This window comes from Rhodococcus sp. 4CII, from assembly GCF_014256275.1.
Taxonomy (GTDB): Bacteria; Actinomycetota; Actinomycetes; order Mycobacteriales; family Mycobacteriaceae; genus Rhodococcus_F; species Rhodococcus_F wratislaviensis_A.
Genome location: NZ_JACCFE010000002.1, coordinates 1712377 through 1727923, shown reverse-complemented (window position 1 = coordinate 1727923; position 15547 = coordinate 1712377). Strand labels below are relative to the sequence as shown.

Annotated in this window: 18 protein-coding genes; 11 read left to right on the top strand and 7 right to left on the bottom strand. The window is 68.1% G+C overall.

The annotated features are described in order from the left end of the window. Nucleotides 1-83 precede the first annotated feature (83 nt). A complete protein-coding gene (locus tag H0B43_RS08945; protein WP_185728242.1) occupies nt 84-539 on the bottom strand; it encodes an SRPBCC family protein in 456 nt (151 codons plus the stop codon). A 123-nt stretch (nt 540-662) separates the two neighbouring features. On the opposite strand from H0B43_RS08945, the gene H0B43_RS08940 reads away from it, so the two are divergent. Beyond that, nucleotides 663-1163 carry a DUF1992 domain-containing protein gene (locus H0B43_RS08940; RefSeq protein WP_185728243.1) on the top strand — a complete coding sequence of 167 codons (501 nt, stop codon included), beginning with the start codon at nt 663-665 and terminating at the stop codon, nt 1161-1163. Between the two features lie 4 nt (nt 1164-1167). Here the strand turns inward: H0B43_RS08940 and H0B43_RS08935 are convergent, their stop codons facing one another. Next, nucleotides 1168-2436: a benzoate/H(+) symporter BenE family transporter gene (locus tag H0B43_RS08935; RefSeq protein WP_185728244.1), complete on the bottom strand. Its 1269-nt coding sequence runs from the start codon at nt 2434-2436 to the stop codon at nt 1168-1170. Between the two features lie 247 nt (nt 2437-2683). Between H0B43_RS08935 and H0B43_RS08930 the strand changes: the two genes are divergently transcribed. Next, complete coding sequence (locus H0B43_RS08930) at nt 2684-2977, top strand: hypothetical protein (RefSeq protein ID WP_185728245.1); 294 nt, start codon at nt 2684-2686, stop codon at nt 2975-2977. 7 nt (nt 2978-2984) lie between these two features. Here the strand turns inward: H0B43_RS08930 and H0B43_RS08925 are convergent, their stop codons facing one another. Then, complete coding sequence (locus H0B43_RS08925; protein WP_185728246.1) at nt 2985-3626, bottom strand: ScbR family autoregulator-binding transcription factor; 642 nt, start codon at nt 3624-3626, stop codon at nt 2985-2987. Between the two features lie 106 nt (nt 3627-3732). Here H0B43_RS08925 and H0B43_RS08920 point away from each other — a divergent pair, with 106 nt between their 5' ends. Then, entirely contained in the window at nt 3733-4458 is a 726-nt protein-coding gene (locus tag H0B43_RS08920) for a lysoplasmalogenase (RefSeq protein ID WP_185728247.1), read from the top strand. Here H0B43_RS08920 and H0B43_RS08915 read toward each other — a convergent pair. After that, nucleotides 4442-4888, bottom strand: a complete 447-nt coding sequence (locus tag H0B43_RS08915) for a hypothetical protein (protein WP_185728248.1) — start codon at nt 4886-4888, stop codon at nt 4442-4444. The two genes, H0B43_RS08920 and H0B43_RS08915, sit on opposite strands and share 17 nt — an antisense overlap. Nucleotides 4889-5002: 114 nt before the next feature. Here H0B43_RS08915 and H0B43_RS08910 point away from each other — a divergent pair, with 114 nt between their 5' ends. The 4 genes from H0B43_RS08910 to H0B43_RS08895 all read left to right on the top strand — a co-directional run bounded on the left by H0B43_RS08910 (nt 5003) and on the right by H0B43_RS08895 (nt 8887). Then, the gene (locus H0B43_RS08910; RefSeq protein ID WP_185728249.1) at nt 5003-5605 is read left to right on the top strand and encodes a hypothetical protein; all 603 of its coding nucleotides are present in this window, start codon (nt 5003-5005) and stop codon (nt 5603-5605) included. 4 nt (nt 5606-5609) lie between these two features. Next, complete coding sequence (locus H0B43_RS08905) at nt 5610-6311, top strand: TrmH family RNA methyltransferase (protein ID WP_185728250.1); 702 nt, start codon at nt 5610-5612, stop codon at nt 6309-6311. A gap of 34 nt (nt 6312-6345) precedes the next feature. Further along, a complete protein-coding gene (locus tag H0B43_RS08900) occupies nt 6346-7464 on the top strand; it encodes a glycoside hydrolase family 76 protein (RefSeq protein ID WP_185728251.1) in 1119 nt (372 codons plus the stop codon). A 67-nt stretch (nt 7465-7531) separates the two neighbouring features. Beyond that, the gene (locus H0B43_RS08895) at nt 7532-8887 is read left to right on the top strand and encodes an LLM class flavin-dependent oxidoreductase (protein ID WP_185728252.1); all 1356 of its coding nucleotides are present in this window, start codon (nt 7532-7534) and stop codon (nt 8885-8887) included. A 131-nt stretch (nt 8888-9018) separates the two neighbouring features. On the opposite strand, the gene H0B43_RS08890 is transcribed toward H0B43_RS08895, so the two are convergent. Next, entirely contained in the window at nt 9019-9684 is a 666-nt protein-coding gene (locus H0B43_RS08890) for a DedA family protein (RefSeq protein WP_185728253.1), read from the bottom strand. A gap of 25 nt (nt 9685-9709) precedes the next feature. Continuing rightward, entirely contained in the window at nt 9710-10444 is a 735-nt protein-coding gene (locus tag H0B43_RS08885; protein ID WP_312033858.1) for a VTT domain-containing protein, read from the bottom strand. Between the two features lie 204 nt (nt 10445-10648). Between H0B43_RS08885 and fbaA the strand changes: the two genes are divergently transcribed. Continuing rightward, nucleotides 10649-11683 (top strand): class II fructose-bisphosphate aldolase, encoded by a 1035-nt coding sequence (fbaA, locus tag H0B43_RS08880; protein WP_185728255.1) that lies wholly within the window; start codon nt 10649-10651, stop codon nt 11681-11683. A 61-nt stretch (nt 11684-11744) separates the two neighbouring features. On the opposite strand, the gene H0B43_RS08875 is transcribed toward fbaA, so the two are convergent. Next, on the bottom strand, nt 11745-12800 hold the full coding sequence (locus H0B43_RS08875; protein ID WP_185728256.1) for a transcriptional regulator: 1056 nt from the start codon (nt 12798-12800) through the stop codon (nt 11745-11747). A 138-nt stretch (nt 12801-12938) separates the two neighbouring features. Here H0B43_RS08875 and H0B43_RS08870 point away from each other — a divergent pair, with 138 nt between their 5' ends. From H0B43_RS08870 to H0B43_RS08860, 3 genes are all read left to right on the top strand, one after another. After that, on the top strand, nt 12939-13355 hold the full coding sequence (locus H0B43_RS08870; RefSeq protein WP_185728257.1) for a DUF3151 domain-containing protein: 417 nt from the start codon (nt 12939-12941) through the stop codon (nt 13353-13355). Nucleotides 13356-13419: 64 nt separating this feature from the next. After that, on the top strand, nt 13420-14487 hold the full coding sequence (locus H0B43_RS08865; protein WP_185730054.1) for an aromatic acid exporter family protein: 1068 nt from the start codon (nt 13420-13422) through the stop codon (nt 14485-14487). Nucleotides 14488-14569: 82 nt separating this feature from the next. Further along, nucleotides 14570-15496, top strand: a complete 927-nt coding sequence (locus H0B43_RS08860) for a cation diffusion facilitator family transporter (protein WP_185728258.1) — start codon at nt 14570-14572, stop codon at nt 15494-15496. Nucleotides 15497-15547 lie beyond the last annotated feature (51 nt).

Here is a 15547-nt window from a genome sequence, read left to right as displayed (position 1 = left end):
TAACTAACTATGTATAGAGGCGCCTGTTGTTCCGGTCGTCACAACGAGCAAGAGCCTCGAGCAACGGACAGCCGGGCCGCGGGTCAGGCCGACCGGCCCGCGCCTTCCTCAACCTGACGCCGCAGTGTGGCCTCGGTGTGGCGGATCGCCTGCGCGACGAACGGCTCGATGATCCTGCCGAGCGCCTTGCCTGCGAGGCCGCCGGGGAGGTCGTACCGGAAATCGACCGTCAGGCGGGTCTCGGACGCGCCGACAGCCTCGAACTGCCACCGCGACTGCGTGTGCAGGCCGTCGACCGATTCGAGCTCGATCAGCGCATTCCGTTCCCACCCGGTGACCTTCACGACCGAACCGAGGGTCTTGGGCCCGATCTTCATGGCAGCGTCGTACACGGCTCCGAGCCCGCGGTCGAGGTCACCGATCGGATCGAACCGGGTGATCCCGAACAGCCAGGACGGAACGTGGTGGTAGTCGTCGACGTAGTCGAAGGCGGCTGCGACCGGTGCGCCGGCGACGGCGCAGTGATGGATCTCGACCATGACTTCTTCCCTGGGTTGGCGGCGGAACCGGCGACTCGGCGAATGTAACTGAGACGTTGTGTCACATTAAAAGGAACGTAACGCGATGGCAAGGGGGCCGCACCCGACGCGCGCCCTGGAAGAATGGTGTCCGTGACCGAGCGCAAACCTCCCGGGGTGAGCTTCGAGAGCTGGATCGACAAGCAGATCCGGCTGGCTCAGGAGCGCGGCGACTTCGACGACCTGCCCGGCGCGGGCAAACCGATTCCCGCCGGCGACGTCGACGACGAACTGTGGTGGGTGAAGAACTACCTCCGTCGCGAGAATCTGCCCACCGACGCGCTGCTCCCCACCCCGCTGCAGCTGCGCAAGGAGATCGAACGATTGCCCGAGACGATCCGGGGGCTGCCGTCCGAGCAGTCGGTGCGGGACGTGGTCGCCCAGCTCAACCTGCAGATCATCGACTGGGTGCGGGCGCCCTCCGGTCCCCGGATCCCGGTGAGCCCGGTCGACGCGGACGACGTCGTCGCGACCTGGCGGCAGCAGCGTGAGTCGGTACGTACGCGGTCGGTAGCGGAGCGCCCGGCCCCGGATTCGGATTCGGATCCGCCCCGGGCCGGTAGGTGGTGGCGACGGAAACGGTGACGGCTCACTCTCTCCGGAAGTCGCCCGATTCCATCACCCGGGACACGAGCAGTCCGGCGAGAAGCCCCCAGAATGCGGCCCCGATGTTCAGGAACTGCACGTTGGAGATGGTCACGAGGAAGGTGACGAGTGCGCCGAGCGTGTAGCGGGAACTGAACGCGGCGACGAACGAACCCTGTAGTGCCCTGAGCATCGCCACACCGCCGAGCGTCGCGACGAACGCGACCGGGGTGGCCAGCATCAGCTGCACGAACAGCGGTGCGAACAAGCCGACGACCATGGCGAGCAGCCCGCAGACGACACCCGCCGCGTAATGCCTGGTGCGCTGCCCCGACGCGGCCAGCAGGGCGTTGGTCGGCCCCGTCAGGCACGTCGAGACGGCTCCGACGGCGGAGGCGGCGAGAGACCAGACCCCGCATGCGACGGTGGCGACGTTCATCGGTGCAGCGTGACCGGCCGACTTCAGCACGGCCGTACCCTGGCCGTTCTGCACGACGATGACCGTGATCGTCAGGGGGATCACCAGTTCGGCGAGCGCCTGCCAAGTGAATTGCGGGGCCTGGATCATCGGTGCCGCGAGCCAGTGCGCACTCGAACCGTCCAGGTGAAATCGGCCGGTCACCGCGATCGCCGCCGCGCCGGCGAGCAGGGCCCCGAGGATCGGCGGCATCCACCGCCCGAACGCGGCCCGGGACCCGAGGACGACGAACGCGACAACCATCGGAACGGCCACGGCCGCATCGGTTCCCACGGCGCGGACCAGGTCGGTGCCGAACTTCAGGAAGACTCCGGCCACCATCGCCATGACGATCGGCATCGGGAGCATCGCAATCACCTGCCGCACCCGCCCGGTCAGGCCGAGGGCGACGATGAGAAGTCCGCTGACGACGAACGCGCCGAGCACCTCCGGCCACGACAAGTGGGTGAGGGAACCGCCGACGATGATCGTGCCGGGAATCGTCCAGAAGAACGCGAGCGGCTGACGGTACAGCCAGCTGGCGAGTGCGGTGAGGATGCCGTTGAGGAAGAAGACGCCGAAGATCCACGACGCCATCTGTGCGGGTGACAGTCCGCCCGCGGAACCGGCGGCCAGGATCACGGCGACGGGTCCCGTCGCGGAGAAGATCAACCCGATCAGCCCATTGGCGACGGAGGTGCCGCCGAGGTCGCCGATCAGGCGGCGCGGGCCGGCCGGCGGCCACGGCGGTCGTTCGAAGCGAGCGGTACGGGTGTGCACGTCTTCGCTGCGAGTCGGATCCTCGGTGGTCGTCATGCGAGGCCTTCCTGCTCCGGCAATTCTCACGATGTACGCAAAGCGGACAGAAATATCGCATTGCGTACATCGTCGTATGGTCCGGAGTGTAATCCCCGCTCGACCCGCGGTTTCACGCGGGCCGCCGAACCCCTGGGTGGCGCGGTTTCCATCCCTTGGGGGTACGGACACCCGGGCGCCGCCACGACACACTCGAACCGTCGGCCGACAACATCCGCAACGACGAATCAGGCGAAGAAGAGCCCACATGGTTGAACTCACTCGAATGCCCCGCGAAACCCGGACCGTCTATGTGCGCCGCGCCACCACGGTGCCGGAAGGTGAATCCAAATCGGCGGTCGAACGGACGTCGACGTACCTGGCCTACGGACTGCTGGCGTTGTTCGGAGGCCTCGGCATCTTCGGAACGGTCTGCTCCGTGAACGCACCGCCGGAGGTTCCGCGCATTGCCGTCGTCCAGACGACGCCGACACAGTCGCAACCGCTCGACCTCCCGCAGGCCGCGCCCCAATCCCCGGATCCGACCCCGCCCGGAGTCTGAGCGCGGGTCAGGAGGCGACGTCGTCGCGGAATGCGGCGAGTTCGAGCAGGCGGGGCAGCATATCGGCCGACGCGATCGAGGGCAGCAGCAGTGCCCACATGTCGGCCAGGCGCTCGTACAGATCGGCGCGCCCGCTCAGCGCCTCGGACACCAATTGCATTCCCGTGAACGAACTGACGAGGAACCGGGCGAGTGCCGCTGGATCGACGGACTCGCGCAGTTCGCCCGCCTCTCTGGCCTTGCCCGCCAGGGCGACGAGGGTATCGGTCCAGTCGATGTACGGGTCGGTGGCCGGGCCGCGGGACGTGCCGAGTTCCAGGGTGAGTCGCACCCCGGCGCGCACGATGGGTTCGGTCAGCAACTGGCGCGCCATCTCCTTGGCGCACAACAGGATCGCTTCCATCGGTGACTGCGCCGTCGCGAGCACCCGCTGCGCCGCCAGCATCGCCATGGCGTGCTGCTCCTTGATCACCGCCCAGGCCAGAGCTTCCTTGGACTCGAAGTGAAAGTACAAGGCGCCCTTGGTGACATCGGCATAGGAGAGGATCCCGCTCAGGCTCGCACCGCCGTATCCCAGCTTCTCGAAGCTCAGTGCCGCGCCCTCGAGCACCTGATGGCGGGTGGCTGCCGCGCGCGCCTGTTTTGCCATCACCTGTGCCTCACAATCGCGGATTCTCCGTCGCGTTCACTCTCCAGTCAACCACTGTTCGTGCCGGTAACCTCGGCACGAACGGCAAGTGTGGGAGGAAGACGTGATGTCGAAGTACAACTGGGGTGTCGAGCACGTGGTGTTCGCCGGGGCGACACTGGCAACCGTCGTCGGAGCGGTCACCGGGCGCGAACGGGTGCAGCGGATCGCGAAGCCCGTGATGGCACCCGCGCTCGCCGCGCGGGTGGTGCGGGGTCGGTCGGACACGCACCCCGCCGACGCCGCGCTGCTGCTCGGCGCTCTGGCGGCCGCGACCGTGGGTGACGTCTTCATGATCGACCCGGACGACGACGCCCGCCTCGTGCGCGGCGCGTCCGCGTTCGCCGTCATGCAGGCCGGCTATTCCGCGCTGTTGCTGCGTCGAGGCGCCCGGCCCACCGCGCCCGCGTTGTTTTCCCGGCTCGCGGGTTGGGCAGGTGCCGCGGGCCTGCTCCGCAGCCGGGCGACGGACGTCGCCACACCGCTGTCCGCGTACGGGGCGCTGCTCGGTGCCACGTCGACGCTGTCGGCCGACCCGTCCCTCGCGCCCGGCGCGCACGTCGTCGCGAACATGGCGGTGCCGGGACCGGACCGGCGCAGCTGGCTCGGCGCGGGCGGCCTGCTGTTCACCGCCTCGGACGGCCTGATCGTGGTGCGGCGCTTGTTCATTCGCGGCGAGCGGGGCCGGGCGGCGGCCGAAGGGGTGGTTCTCGCCACCTATGCGGCGGCTCAGCTGTTGCTCGTCGAGGGGATGCTCGCCCTCGGGCGCCGCCGGGTCACGGGCAGAGCATGATGTGGTCCCGGTCCTTCGGGTCCACGAGGATGGTGATGGTTTCGCCGGGCACGAAGCGCGTGGCGTTTTCGCGCCGCACCTCGTAGACCACGCGCCCGATGTAGCTCTCCGAACCGGGAACCGTCAGCCGGAGATCCAGCTCGGTGAGCTCCCCGTTGCCCGGAGTGGGGCGGATCGGGGTGACGTGCTCGATGCGGGCCCAGCCCTCGAGTCCGTGCCGTTCGAGTTTGCGATCGGCTCGGGACGGCCGCTCGGCGGCCATCATGCCGAACCCCAGCGCCGAACCGAAGGCGGCGACCAATCCCATGATCTGGTACGGGATGGTGGCCGGCGGGGTGTGCTCGATCAACCATCCCAGCCAGACGGCGAGGACGATGACATAGCCGACCGTGATGAAGCAGACGGTCCGCACGATGCGCTGATGGTTCATCGAGTGCCTCCACCTCCAGGTTAACCCGTCCCGACCTCGCCGAGGCGGCCCCGTCGGCGCACTGCCGTTAGAGTGCAGTGTCGGCAGCAGGTAAGCGTGTGTGGAGGTGGCCGTATGGCGTGGCGTCGGGTGTCGTTGGTGTGTCTGAGCATTGGCTCGGCCATGATGCTCGCAGGGTGTGGTGGGTCCTCGGACGCGGTGGCTCCGCCGGCGTCCACGACGACCACCGTGGCCGCCCCTGTGACCACCACCACGACCACGGTTCCGCCGACCACCACGACCACCACGATCGCGCCGCCGACCACGACGACGGACGCGCCGACCACGACGCTCGTCGACGTCCCGTACGAGCACAACGAGTCGTATTTCTTCACGTCCCCGGACGGCGGATTCCAGTGCGGCATCATCAAGCTGCCGAACCGCACCGAGGCCGGGTGTCAGGGCTCGACGAGCCCGGTGCCGCCGCGACCGGCGGACTGCATGGTCGACTGGGGCCACGGCATTCGCGTCGAGAACGACGGCGAGGCCTCGTTCATGTGCGCAGGCGGACTCGTGTACACCTCGGGTGGCGACGACCCGGACGCCGCGTTGCCCGCCGGGGCGAAACTCACGAAGCTCGGCTACACGTGCAGCACCACTGCCACGGCCGTCACCTGCACCAACGACGAGACCTCCCACGGGTTCACCGTCGCCCCCGATTCGAACAAGACGTTCTGACGCCGTGAGCGGAGTCGAGGCAGGTCCGGTGGAGCCGGCGCAGGTCGAGCAGGACGAATCGGGTCCCACCGAATGGGGCGAGAACCCGAACGGCGTCGGCCCGTGGTCCGACGAACACGACGCCCCCGTCCCCACCGACCCGCGGTACGACCCCGAACTGCTGGCCGGGGGTGATCGCCGCAACGTGGTCGACGCCTACCGGTACTGGACGCGTGAGGCGATCGTCGCGGACATCGACCGCCGCCGGCACCCGCTGCACGTGGCCATCGAGAACTTCGGTCACGACGCCAACATCGGCACGGTGGTGCGCACCGCCAACGCGTTCGCCGCCGCTGCCGTCCACATCGTGGGACGCCGCCGCTGGAACCGGCGCGGCGCCATGGTCACCGATCGGTACCAGCACGTCCTCCACCACCCGGACGTCGAGGGTCTCGTCGAGTTCGCGCGCGAGCGGAGTCTCACCATCGTGGCCGTCGACAACACGCCCGGGTCGGTACCGCTGGAGACGGCGCGACTCCCGCGCGACTGTGTTCTCCTGTTCGGGCAGGAGGGTCCGGGAGTCACCGATCACGCGAAAGAGGTTGCGGCGATGACGGTGTCGATCGCCCAATTCGGTTCCACCCGCAGCATCAATGCGGGTGTCGCCGCGGGAATTGCCATGCATGCGTGGGTGCGTCAGCACGCCGACCTCGACCGCGCCTGGTAGCGGAACCCCTGGCGAATAGGCAAGATCAACTCTTATGCAGGACACGTGGTCGGCGCGCGCGGACGCCGCTGAAGAAGCGGTGGTGACCAGGCATCTTCGCCGGTTGTGGGCCCTCCCGGGCACGACCCTCGGCGTCGTCGCCTGGCCACCGGTGCGGCGCGAGCGGCTGTTCTTCAGCTGGCACTACTGGTGGCAGGCCCATCTGCTCGACTGCGCCGTCGACGCCCTCGAACGGGACCCGACGCCGCGGCGTCGGCGTCGCATCGTCAAACTGGCGCGCAGCCACCGCATGCGGAACCTGTCGGGCTGGACCAACAACTACTACGACGACATGGCCTGGCTCGGGATCGCGCTCGAGCGCGCCCAGCGGATGCACTTCATAGACAACAGGAATGCGGTGCAGGCGCTGGAGTCGCAGCTGTTCGACGCGTGGGCGCCCGAGGCGGGCGGCGGTATCCCGTGGCGCAAGGGTTCGGACTTCTACAACGCGCCGGCCAACGGACCCGCGGGAATCATGCTGGCGCGCACCGGGAAGTTGTGGCGGGCCCAGGCCACGGCGGACTGGATCGACGACACGCTGCGCGATCGCCACACCAATCTGATCGTCGACGGCATCCACCCCGGCGGCGACATCGAAACGAACGTCTACTCGTACTGCCAGGGCGTCGTCCTCGGACTCGAGACCGAACTCGCCGTCCGTCTCGGTTCGCCGCGGCACCGCAACCGGACCCACCGGCTCGTCGACGCCATCGACGAGCACCTCGCACCCCATGGGGTCATCGACGGCGGCGGTGGGGGAGACGGCGGACTGTTCAACGGGATCCTCGCGCGATATCTGGCGCTGACCGCGGTGATGCTGCCGTGGGAGTCGCCCGCCGACATCCGGGCGCGGGAGATCGCCGCCCAGCTCGTGCTGTCGTCGGCGGAGGCGGCGTGGGCGAACCGGCTGCAGATCGAGGGGCAGCCGCTGTTCGGCCACGACTGGACCGCGCAGGCGCAGCTGCCCGGGCTGAACGGGGGCATCGCGACGTTCACCGGCGGCACCGTCCGGTCGTCGGGCATCCCGGAACGCGACCTGTCCGTCCAGCTCGGAGGCTGGATGCTGATGGAGGCCGCGCACATGGTGTCGGCGGCGGGTTATCCGCGTCGGTAGGCGACCGTTCGAATCACGCGAAACCTAACCGTGTCGCCGCGGTGCCGCCGCTGTTAAACAGATCGTCATGTCAGATCAACAGCGGCAGCTGAGTCTCAATGCGTTCATCTACCCGGCCGGACACCACGAATCGGCGTGGCGTCACCCGCTCACCACACCCGAACGGTTGTACGACGTCTCCTATTTCCAGGACATCGCGAGGACCGCGGAGGCCGCGAAGCTGGACGCGATCTTCTTCGCCGACGGACCGGCCCTGCGCAGCGACGTCGAACACGGTGCCGCCGGAGCGCTCGAGCCCATCACGCTGCTGACCGCCATCGCGACCGCCACCGAACGGATCGGGCTGATCGCGACCGCGTCCACGACGTACTTCGAGCCCTACAACCTGGCGCGACTCTTCGCCTCCCTCGACCACATCTCCCGCGGCCGGGCCGGCTGGAACATCGTGACCACCGGCACCGACCTGGCGGCCGCCAATTTCGGTCTGCCCAGCCACCCCGACCACGCCGACCGCTACGCGCGGGCGCGGGAATTCGTCGACGCGACGGTCAAGCTGTGGGACAGCTGGGAAGACGACGCCGTCCTGATCGACAAGGCCGCAGGAATCTACGCGGATCCGTCGAAGATCCACGAGATCAACTACGTCGGCAGGCACCTGCGGGTGCGCGGACCGTTCAATGCACCCCGCTCGCCGCAGGGACATCCGGTACTGGTGCAGGCGGGTGCGTCCAACGAGGGCCGCGCGTTCGCGGGCCAATACGCGGAGGCCATCTTCACCGCACACCAGCGACTGTCGGACGGACAGGCGTTCTACGCGGACGTCAAGGCGCGTGCGACGCAGTACGGCCGCAACCCGGACCACGTGAAGGTCCTGCCCGGCATCAGCCCGTTCCTCGGCGACACCGAGGCGGAGGCCCGCGAACTGGAGCGGGAGTTCAACGAACTCACGTCACCCGAGTACGGGCTCGCCCAACTCGAGAGCCTCACGGGTTCGAGCGTGCGGCACCTCGATCTCGACGCACCTGTGCCTGCCGGACTGTTCGGGGACGCCGGTGACGTCACGGACAACCAGCAGAGCCGCCTGCAGGTTATTGCCGGGATCGTCGAGCGAGAGAACCCGACCCTGCGCGGACTGCTGCACCGTCTGGCCGGCGCGCGCGGGCACCGGGTGGTCGTCGGGACGCCGGTGCAGGTGGCCGACACCATCGAGGAGTGGTTCACCCAGGGCGCCGCCGACGGGTTCAACGTCATGCCGCCGTACTACCCGGGCGGGCTCGAGGTGTTCGCGGCGAAGGTCGTCCCGATCCTGCAGGAGCGCGGACTGTTCCGCACCGAGTACTCGGGCACCACCCTGCGCGATCATTTCGGACTGCCACGCCCCGACAGTCAGTACGCGGAGGTGTCGGGCGCCGTCGCGCAGTAGCGGTATTTCTCGCGCCCGGTTGTCGCGCCCCGGTTTTCGCGCCCGGTGTTGCATTCGTTTCGTTCGAGTAGACGGATGTGACATCGGGCGCCTGCGAGGGCGCCCGACGCACGCCGGGGGAGTACTCGGTACTAGTCGAGGACTTCCTCGACGGCCACGTCTTCGGGTGGCCGCGCCATCTCCTGCCGGTAGTGCCACACCCCGAGGGCGGTGCCGATCACGAGCAGCACGATCATCCCGGCGAGCACCGCCGGCATCAGCCACGACACCCGGTCGAGGAACGAGCCGAAGTAGAAACCGATGAGCAGCAGGACGGGCGCCCAGAAGATGGCGCCGATGGTGCTGGCGATCGTGTACTTGGTGTGGTTCATCTTGGCGGCACCGGCGACCAGCGGGCACAGGGTGCGGATCCACGGAATCCAGCGGGCGACGAGCACCGCCCAGAATCCGTGCTTCTCCAGCAGGACGTTGACCTTGTGCAGGTTGGTGTAGTTGAGATACTTCCCGCCCTTGCGGGCGTGGATGCGGTTGCCGGTGCGGTGACCGATGACGTATCCCACCTGGTTACCGCAGATGGCGGCGATCATCGCTCCGACCGACAGCGCCCACACGTGGCCGGCGCCGGTCGCGTGGTTGGCCAGCACGATTCCGGCGGTGATCAGCATGGAGTCGCCGGGCAGGAACAGACCCAGGATCACGGCGCATTCGATGAACACGAACGCGAGGACGACGACCCAGACCAGCGCTGGACCGGCCGAGACGAGAGGCCCGAAGCTGCCTGATGCCGTGATGACCATCGTCGGTGCGTTACCCCGATCGGTTTCAGGAGGTGGGATCGGTGGGGGTGGTGACGGGCTGCGCGTTCGCCGCCGGGGCGTCGTCCCCGCTCCGGCGGGCCTTCAGGATGCGCTTGCCCACCTCGATGATGATCGGGAGAACGGACACGAGGACGATCAGCAGGAAGATGACGTCCACGTGGTCGCGGATGAACTCGATCTGCCCGAGCAGGTAGCCCAGCATCGTCACGCCGGCTCCCCACAGGATGCCGCCGACGATGTTGTACGTGAGGAACAGCGAGTACTTCATCCGCGACGCACCCGCGACGACCGGCGCGAACGTGCGCACGATCGGAACGAACCGGGCCAGGATGATCGTGATCGGGCCGTGCTTCTCGAAGAAGGCATGGGACTCGTCGATGTACTTCTTCTTGAAGAAGCGTGCGTCGTTGCTCTTGAACAGGGCGGTGCCGCCCTTACTGCCGATGAAGAAGCCCACCTGGTCGCCGAGGATGGCGGCGATCGGGATCAGGACCAGCAGCACCCCGATGGGGGCGAACGGTTCGATCTCCGTCGACTTCGAGGCCGCGATGAGACCGGCGGTGAAGAGGAGCGAGTCGCCGGGGAGCAGGGGGAACAACAATCCCGACTCGATGAAGACGACCGCGAGGAGTCCGACGAGCACCCAGGTGCCGAAGGAGTTGAGGAGGTTCACCGGGTCGAGGAATCCCGGCAACAACGCGAGGTTGGTCACGGAATCCGATGCTGCCTGCACAATCACGGCCCTCAGCGTACCGGCGGATTCCCCGTCTGTCGGAATACTGCAGGTCATGGAGTTTCCGTCGTGTCGCGGACGCGCCGGAACGGGGTGCCGCGACAGCCACCGGGAGACGTACGCTACCGGTATTGCCATACTGCTAGGACCACATCGCGCGCTGCGCTGATCGCGCGCGCCGAAATCGACTCTTTATGGAGGACTGCCGCCGTGCCAATCGCGACTCCCGAGGTCTACGCCGAGATGCTTGGTCGGGCCAAGGAGCACTCCTTTGCCTTCCCCGCCATCAACTGCACTTCTTCCGAAACCATCAACGCCGCCATCAAGGGCTTCGCGGATGCCGGCAGCGACGGCATCATCCAGTTCTCGACGGGTGGCGCCGAGTTCGGTTCGGGCCTGGGCGTCAAGGACATGGTGACCGGCGCGGTCGCACTCGCCGAATTCGCTCACGTGATCGCCGCGAAGTACGACGTCACGATCGCCCTGCACACCGATCACTGTCCCAAGGACAAGCTCGACACGTTCGTCCGGCCGCTGCTGGAGATCTCCCGCCAGCGCGTCGAGGCCGGCCGCAACCCGCTGTTCCAGTCCCACATGTGGGACGGCTCGGCAGTGCCGATCGACGAGAACCTGGAGATCGCCCAGGAACTCCTCGCGAAGGCGAAGGCCGCGAACATCATCCTCGAGGTCGAGATCGGTGTCGTCGGTGGTGAAGAGGACGGCGTGGAAGCCGAGATCAACGACAAGCTGTACACGTCGCCCGAGGACTTCGAGAAGACCGTCGACGCGCTCGGCACCGGCGAGAAGGGCAAGTACCTGCTTGCCGCCACGTTCGGCAACGTGCACGGCGTCTACAAGCCGGGCAACGTGAAGCTGCGTCCCGAGGTGCTCGAGACCGGCCAGAAGGTCGCCGCCGCCAAGCTGGGGCTGCCCGAGAGCTCGAAGCCGTTCGACTTCGTCTTCCACGGCGGCTCGGGTTCGCTGAAGTCGGAGATCGAGGCTGCGCTGAACTACGGCGTCGTCAAGATGAACGTCGACACCGACACTCAGTACGCGTTCACCCGTCCGATCGTGGGCCACATGTTCGTCAACTACGACGGCGTCCTGAAGGTCGACGGCGAGGTGGGCGACAAGAAGGTCTACGACCCCCGCAGTTACCTAAAGAAGGCCGAGGCCGGCATGACGGCCCGCGTCATCGAGGCCTGCAACGACCTCAAGTCCGCGGGACGCTCCGTCTCCGGATAGGCGCTTCGCGCTCGTGCGCCTTTCTGGTAGTTCCCGCTACCGGAAAGGCGCACAGTGCTTTCTACCGTGGATCGCAGATCTTCCAGGTGCCGTCGACCTTTTCGAGATTGAACGTGCGCCACGACTGCTCTCCGGGGTTGGCGGCTGTGTGGGCCTTCACCTGGGCGATGGCGGTGTCGCCGGTGATCTGCACGGCGTCGACGCCGCCGACCACCGGAATGTTCTGCTGCGTGACGGCGACCTGGTGGACCTCGGCGAAGTCCTGATCGGAAATTCCCTGGTAGTACTCGGCGAGGCTGCCGCACGTGCTGGTGCGCAGCGTCGCCAGATCGCCCTGGGTGAGTGCCGCGACGAACGTGTCGATCGTGCCCTGCACCTGGGCCTCGGGGGAGTTCTCGGCCCGGTTGTTGCTGTAGACGACCACACCGGCGACGGCGATGGCGGCGACGACGATCACGCCGGCGGCGATCGCGGCGAACAGCCACGCCTTCCCGTGCTTCTTCTGCGGCTTCCCGGCCGCGACGACACGCTGCGGTGCGCTCTGCTGAGGTGGCAGCACCCGCTGCGGTGCGGCCTTCGGGGGCGCGGGCGGCGGAGGTACGGGCCGCGCGCTCTGCGGCTGCTGGGGCTGAGGCCGGCTCGCTTGCGTGGCGGCGGGCCGGGGCGGCGGAGGCGTCGCCGGGACCGCCGGCTTCGTCACGGGGATCGCGACCGTCTCCCCGTCGGACGCCGGCTTCGACTGCCCCTGAGCCTGCGGGTTCTGCGGGTTCTGCGCGGTCGGTGTGCGGTGCATCTTCATGGTCGCCGCATCGGCCGACGCGGGCGCGCCCTTCTGCATCGGGATCGCCGTCGTGGCGGCCTCGGACGTCTTCTCGTCCGGTTTCGCCGCCTGCGGGCGCGGTGCCGGAGGCTTGGGCAGCGGCGCCGGCGGTTCCTCGGGTTTCGGTCCGGCCGCTTTCTCGGGAACCTTCTTCTGCGGGGGCTTGGGCTCCGGCGACTTCGTCGCGGCTGCGGCGGGTTCGGTGCCCCCCGCCGACTTCGCGGGTGTCTCCTCCGCGGCGGACGGTGTGTCCGACGCCGGCTTCTGAGTCGATTCGTCTTTCTTCGGGTCCTGCACGCGCTGCCCCTCGGTCTGCAGAGAAATGAACGTTGGGGGCAGCCTATCGACTGCGTGCGTCGTCGGAGACCACGAGAGGGCGCGTCGCGGACGCGGGCCGACGCAGTGACGGCGCCGCGTCGGGGGCACAATGGGCGCATGACGTCTTTCGGTGACCTTCTCGGACCACAGCCCACGCTGCTTCCCGGGGACGACGAGGCCGAGTCGGCCCTGTTGAACCACGAGGATCCTGCTTCTGTGGCAGCCGCCCACCCCACCGCATCGATCGCGTGGGCATACCTGGCCGAGGCGGCCTTCGATGCGGACGAGACCATCGCCGCCTACGCCTACGCACGCACCGGGTACCACCGTGGTCTCGACCAGCTGCGTCGCAACGGCTGGAAGGGTTTCGGCCCGGTGCCCTACGGCCACGAACCCAACCGGGGATTCCTCCGCTGCGTCGCCGTCCTGGCGAAGGCGGCGAAGGCGATCGGCGAGACGGACGAGTACGCGCGCTGCCTCGACCTCCTCGAGGACTGCGATCCCCGAGCTGCCGAAGCGCTTGGCGTCGGGTAACGCCCTCAGCTCGGCGAAACTCCGCAGCACCGACGGGCTGAGGACCTCGGTCCAGCGGCTGCGGGTGTCGGCATTGCCCATCCTGCAGTGTGCGGTGGCGGCCGGCGCCGCGTGGTGGGTGGCGACTGTGGTGATCGGCCACCCGACGCCGTTCTTCGCGCCGATCGCGGCGGTGGTGTCGCTGGGGTTGTCCCTCGGTGCCCGCCTGCGGCGTTCCGTCGAGCTGGTGGCCGGGGTCACGATCGGGATCGGGGTCGGTGACCTCATCGTCTCCGTCATCGGGAGCGGCGCCTGGCAGATCACGCTCGTCGTGGTGCTGGCGATGTCGGCGGCGGTGCTGCTGAACAGCGGCCCGATCTTCTCGATGCAGGCGGGTAACTCCGCGGTGCTCGTGGCGACGCTCCTGCCGCCCGGGGGCACCGCGGGCATCAACCGGATGGTGGACGCCCTGACCGGTGGTCTGGTGGGCATCGCCGTGGTCGCGCTGATTCCCACGCATCCCGTGGGTCGGGCCCGCAAGTATGCCGCCAACATCCTCGGAACCTCGTCCGAGGTGATGCAGTTGGTGGCCGACGGGCTGGTGGCCAACGACGACAAACCCATCGAGGAGGCGCTGAGGAAGGCGCGGGCCACCCAGGCGTCCATCGACACCCTGCGGACCCACCTCGCCGGCGGCCGGGAGATCAGCCGCATCTCGCCGTTGTACTGGAATACCCGCGGCCGACTCGAACGGTTGACCGCCGCTGCGGACCCACTCGACAACGCACTGCGCAACATCCGGGTGCTGGCGCGGCGTTCGCTCTCGCTGGTGCGCGACGACGAGATCCTGAACCCGCGGCTCGTCGACCAGGTGGAGAAACTCTCCCACGCCCTGGAGACGCTGCGGCTGATGGCGCTCGCCGATCCGGGGCAGCAACCCGATCAGGCCGAGGCGGCGCGGGTGCTGCGTTCGGTCGCGTCCGGGTTGAAACCGGAACTGGTCGAGAATGCGGGATTGTCGGCCACCGTCGTGTTCGCGCAGATCCGGTCGCTGACCGTCGACCTCCTGCAGGTGGCGGGCCTGAAGCGGATCTCGGCCATCGCCACCCTGCCGCCGACCGTGGAGAAGCCCGCCTACCGTCCCGAACTCTGACCGAATCCGACCGGCCGAGCACACTGTTGATCATATGCGCATGTACGCATATGATCGGCAAAACTCGGGAGGAGGCTCAGGCATGGGTGTCGGACACGGCCATTCACACGGCCACACGCAAGGCGGCAGTGAGGTGGGGCCGTCTCGCGCGCGGATCCGTCGCATGGCGGTGGCCCTCGTCATTCTGGTCGCGTTCCTGTTCCTCGAGGCCGGGGTGGGTCTGGCCGTCAACTCGCTGTCGCTGCTCGCCGACGCCGGGCACATGCTCACCGACGTCGTCGGCATGTCGATGGGGCTCGTCGCGCTCCTCCTGGCCCGCAAGGGCAGTGCCACCGCGGCCCGGACGTTCGGCTGGCACCGCGCCGAAGTGCTCACCGCCATGGCCAACGCCGCGATGCTGCTCGCCGTCGCTATCTGGGTGTTCTACGAGGCGATCTCCCGCATCGGCGACGCACCCGAACTTCCCGGACTGGCGCTCATCCTCACCGCCGCCGTCGGTCTCGCCGCGAATCTCGTGGTGATGCTGATGCTGCGCGCCGATTCCAAGGACAGCCTCGCCGTCCGCGGCGCATATCTCGAAGTGCTCGCGGACGCCGTCGGCAGTGTCGGCGTGCTCATCGCCGGCGCCCTCGTGCTGTTGTTCAACTGGACCTACGCCGACATCATCGTCGGTGTTCTGATCTCGCTGTGGGTGGTACCGCGAGCGATGAAACTGGCCGCCGCATCGCTGCGCATCCTCACCCAGGCCTCCCCGGCCGACGTCGATGTCGAGGGCGTGCAGGCCGACCTCGAAGCGCTGCCCGGCGTCACCGGCGTCCACGACCTCCACGTGTGGACGCTCACCACGGGAATGGACGTTGCCACCGTCCATCTCACGACCGACGCCGATTCGTCCGCGGTCCTCGAATCCGCGCGGACGGTCCTGGAGAGTCATCAACTGTCGCACGCTACGGTCCAGGTCGAATCCACCGCCAACGGACGGCACTGCGCCGAGAACGTCACCTGGTAGGAGTCGTGTCGGTTTCGTCCGGTATTGCGGCGGGCAATCGCTCCGGGTCAC

What these genes read in the sequence shown, in the direction of transcription:
- H0B43_RS08860 (WP_185728258.1), top strand. Translation starts at nt 14,570, where the DNA reads ATGGGTGTCGGACACGGCCATTCACACGGCCACACGCAAGGCGGCAGT.
- H0B43_RS08910 (WP_185728249.1), top strand. Translation starts at nt 5,003, where the DNA reads ATGGCGTGGCGTCGGGTGTCGTTGGTGTGTCTGAGCATTGGCTCGGCC.
- H0B43_RS08870 (WP_185728257.1), top strand. Translation starts at nt 12,939, where the DNA reads ATGACGTCTTTCGGTGACCTTCTCGGACCACAGCCCACGCTGCTTCCC.
- H0B43_RS08940 (WP_185728243.1), top strand. Translation starts at nt 663, where the DNA reads ATGGTGTCCGTGACCGAGCGCAAACCTCCCGGGGTGAGCTTCGAGAGC.
- H0B43_RS08900 (WP_185728251.1), top strand. Translation starts at nt 6,346, where the DNA reads ATGCAGGACACGTGGTCGGCGCGCGCGGACGCCGCTGAAGAAGCGGTG.
- H0B43_RS08915 (WP_185728248.1), bottom strand. Translation starts at nt 4,888, where the DNA reads ATGAACCATCAGCGCATCGTGCGGACCGTCTGCTTCATCACGGTCGGC.
- H0B43_RS08920 (WP_185728247.1), top strand. Translation starts at nt 3,733, where the DNA reads ATGTCGAAGTACAACTGGGGTGTCGAGCACGTGGTGTTCGCCGGGGCG.
- H0B43_RS08890 (WP_185728253.1), bottom strand. Translation starts at nt 9,684, where the DNA reads ATGGTCATCACGGCATCAGGCAGCTTCGGGCCTCTCGTCTCGGCCGGT.
- H0B43_RS08925 (WP_185728246.1), bottom strand. Translation starts at nt 3,626, where the DNA reads ATGGCAAAACAGGCGCGCGCGGCAGCCACCCGCCATCAGGTGCTCGAG.
- H0B43_RS08945 (WP_185728242.1), bottom strand. Translation starts at nt 539, where the DNA reads ATGGTCGAGATCCATCACTGCGCCGTCGCCGGCGCACCGGTCGCAGCC.
- H0B43_RS08895 (WP_185728252.1), top strand. Translation starts at nt 7,532, where the DNA reads ATGTCAGATCAACAGCGGCAGCTGAGTCTCAATGCGTTCATCTACCCG.
- H0B43_RS08935 (WP_185728244.1), bottom strand. Translation starts at nt 2,436, where the DNA reads ATGACGACCACCGAGGATCCGACTCGCAGCGAAGACGTGCACACCCGT.
- H0B43_RS08930 (WP_185728245.1), top strand. Translation starts at nt 2,684, where the DNA reads ATGGTTGAACTCACTCGAATGCCCCGCGAAACCCGGACCGTCTATGTG.